Source organism: Oleiphilus sp. HI0061 (genome assembly GCF_001635675.1).
Window position 1 is genome coordinate 1 of record NZ_LWFE01001220.1, and the last position, 3,323, is coordinate 3,323.

Consider the following 3,323-nt stretch of genomic DNA (forward strand, 5'->3'; position numbering starts at 1 on the left):
CGAGCACCAGTCTTTCTTTCCATTGCCTTATTGGCAACAGCACGAAGCGCCTCTTCCCTAAAATCAATTTCAACGCCTTCCATTTCAAAAAGCTTTTGATATTGCTTAGAGAGCGAGTTCTTAGGCTCTGTCAAAATTTGCATTAACGCAGCTTCATCAAGCTCGTTTAGCGTTGCAATCACCGGCAAACGACCAACAAACTCAGGAATCAAACCATACTTAACCAAGTCTTCGGTTTCGACTTCTTTTAGCGTCTCACCAACCTTACGCTCTGCATCCTTACTCTTAACCGATGCACCAAAGCCAATTCCACTCTTCTCAGAACGATCAGCAATAACCTTATCCAGGCCTGCAAAGGCACCGCCACAGATAAACAGCATATTAGTTGTATCAACCTGCAAGAATTCTTGCTGAGGATGCTTACGTCCACCCTGAGGAGGAACCGAAGCAACCGTACCTTCGATCAACTTAAGCAAAGCCTGTTGCACACCTTCACCTGACACATCTCGTGTAATTGAAGGGTTATCAGACTTACGAGAAATCTTGTCGATTTCATCAATATAAACAATTCCGCGCTGCGCTTTCTCTACGTCGTAATCGCACTTTTGCAGAAGCTTCTGAATAATGTTCTCGACGTCTTCACCAACGTAACCGGCTTCTGTCAGCGTGGTTGCATCAGCAATCGTAAATGGAACATTCAATAAGCGCGCTAGCGTCTCGGCCAATAGCGTTTTACCACTACCCGTTGGGCCAATCAGCAAGATATTACTCTTGCCCAGCTCAATGTCAGACTTAGCATTGTCGAACTTCAGACGCTTATAATGGTTATAAACAGCAACAGAAAGAACTACTTTAGCTCTCTCCTGCCCAATCACATAGTCGTCAAGCGTTTCTTTAATTTCTTGCGGTACAGGTAGTCTATCACTAGCTTCCTCAGAAGCTGTCTCCTGCACCTCTTCACGAATAATATCGTTACAGAGGTCTACACATTCATCACAGATAAAGACAGATGGGCCTGCAATCAGTTTTCTCACTTCATGCTGACTTTTGCCACAAAAGGAGCAGTAAAGTAATTTACCGTTATCTCCGCCCTTACCGTTTTTTTCATCGGTCATCAGATTTCCTACTTACTGTACAAAGCGCCTCTTCGAACGCCTGCGCGCAATGAAGCGGCTCTTACCGCTGCGCGATATTCATTTAATCGCCTGAGAAGTCCTATTCGAGCAGCTTAAGCTCTATCTTCCCAGGCAAGTGCCCCTCACTACTACTCTGCCGACGGACGCTTTTCAATCACTGAGTCAATTAAACCATATTCTACTGCCTCAGCACCATCCATAAAATTGTCACGATCTGTATCTTGAGCAACTTCTTCGATATCACGGCCTGTATGTTCAGCCATAATTTTATTCAGCTTATCACGAATCGTTAGAATTTCTTTAGTATGAATCTCAATATCAGTCGCCTGCCCCTGATAACCACCTAAAGGTTGGTGAATCATCATTCGCGAATGAGGAAGACAATGACGCTTACCTTGAGCACCACCCGTCAACAACAATGCGCCCATACTACACGCCTGACCAATACATAACGTAGAAACATCCGGCTTGATAAACTGCATTGTGTCATAGATAGACATACCCGCAGTAACTGAGCCACCAGGTGAATTGATGTAGAGGTGAATATCTTTGTCAGGATTCTCAGATTCCAAAAACAACAGCTGAGCAACAACAAGGTTAGCCATGTGATCTTCAACCTGACCAACCATAAAAATAACGCGCTCTTTTAGTAGACGCGAATAGATATCGAAAGATCGCTCTCCTCGTGCAGTTTGCTCTATAACCATTGGCACGAGACCACTATTAGTAATAATGCCTGAGCCTTGTCCCATATTGTCTTGGAAATTCATACGTATCTTTCTTCCTCTGCTTGGCCTGCTACAAGTATTGATGTGTCGACCTAGGTATCTTTTTTTGATATCTACGACAAGTCATATTGAATATGCAGTCTTTATTTTTCGTCGCTTTAAATTAAAAACAGCCAGTATTTAACTGGCTGTTTAAAGTGTAGCTGAAAAAAATTAGAGATTCAGATTTTCATCCGAATATTTCTTTTTTTTAAGCTTCTTATTGCTGAGCTGCTGCTGGCTTAACCGCATCTTCGTAGGACATCTTAACTTTTTTGCCCTTCGCTTTTGACTTAACTAACTCAACTACTGCGTCTTCTACAATAACTGCTTCAACCTGCGCGCGGTTTTCCTTTTGGTTATAGAACTCTACAACCTCAGCTGGCGTTTCATAAGTACCGGCAATTTCCTGGATCTTGGCATCAACTGCTTCAGCATCTGGCGTAATTTCGTTTTCCTTAACCACTGCCGCAAACAACAAACCAGTTTTAACACGCTGAGTCGCTTGATCTTTAAATAGCTCAGAAGGCAACTGAGAAACGTCTAACTGCTGACCACCACCAAACTGCTGCAAGGCCTCTTGCTTCATTCGGTTAATTTCTTCTTCAACCATAGACGCTGGAACGTCGATATCGTTTGCTTCAGACATGCCTTCAACAACTTGCTGCTTCAGCTTATTGCTTACTGCATTTTCAAGCTCACGTTCCATATTCTTAATTACTTCTGCTCTGAAGTCTTCTTCAGTTTTGCAGTCTACGCCGTATTTACCGAAGAACTCTTCATCCATTTCAGGAAGCACAGTATCTTCAACAACTTTAACGTCTACCTCAAACTTAACATCTTTACCTGCCAACTCTTCGTTCGCATAGTCTTCAGGGAAAGTCAGCTCTAAAGTCACTGACTCACCAGCTTTTGAACCGATCAGACCGTCTTCAAAGCCAGCAATCATTTGACCGGCACCCAAAGTGATCTTCTGGTCTTTACCTGTGCCGCCCTGGAACGCTTCACCATCCATATAACCAACGTAATCAAGCGTCAACAAGTCTTTCTTCTTAGACTTACGCTTTACTGACTTAAGTGTGCCATGCTGACGACGAAGCGTATCAATCATGTTCTTGATATCTTTTTCTTTAATTTCAGCAACTGGCGTTTCTAACTTAAGCCCAGACAAGTCAGCCAATTCGATTTCTGGATACACTTCAAAAATCGCAATAAACTCTAGATCCTTACCTTCTTCAACTGTCTTAGGCTCAAAACGAGGATAACCAACCGGGTTAACTTTCTCTTGAGTCAACGCTTGAACGTAAGAGTTACGCATTACTTCGCCAATCACTTCTTGACGTACGCCTTGTCCATAACGCTTTTTAACAACCTTAACTGGCACCTTTCCTGGTCTAAAACCGTTGATACGTGCTGTTTT

General features: G+C 43.1%; 3 protein-coding genes. All 3 read right to left on the reverse strand.

All coding sequences use genetic code 11. From position 1 onward, the window contains the following. Positions 1-1,115: ATP-dependent Clp protease ATP-binding subunit ClpX (clpX, locus tag A3735_RS19005; protein WP_068638473.1), on the reverse strand; the 1,115-nt coding region annotated here is incomplete at its 3' end. A gap of 149 nt (positions 1,116-1,264) precedes the next feature. Beyond that, a complete protein-coding gene (gene clpP / locus A3735_RS19010) occupies positions 1,265-1,906 on the reverse strand; it encodes an ATP-dependent Clp endopeptidase proteolytic subunit ClpP (RefSeq protein ID WP_304438895.1) in 642 nt (213 codons plus the stop codon). Positions 1,907-2,123: 217 nt separating this feature from the next. Beyond that, positions 2,124-3,323: trigger factor (gene tig / locus A3735_RS19015; RefSeq protein WP_156499760.1), on the reverse strand; the 1,200-nt coding region annotated here is incomplete at its 5' end.

Coding starts and splice junctions, on each gene's coding strand:
- clpP (WP_304438895.1), bottom strand. CDS start 1,906: ATGAATTTCCAAGACAATATGGGACAAGGCTCAGGCATTATTACTAAT.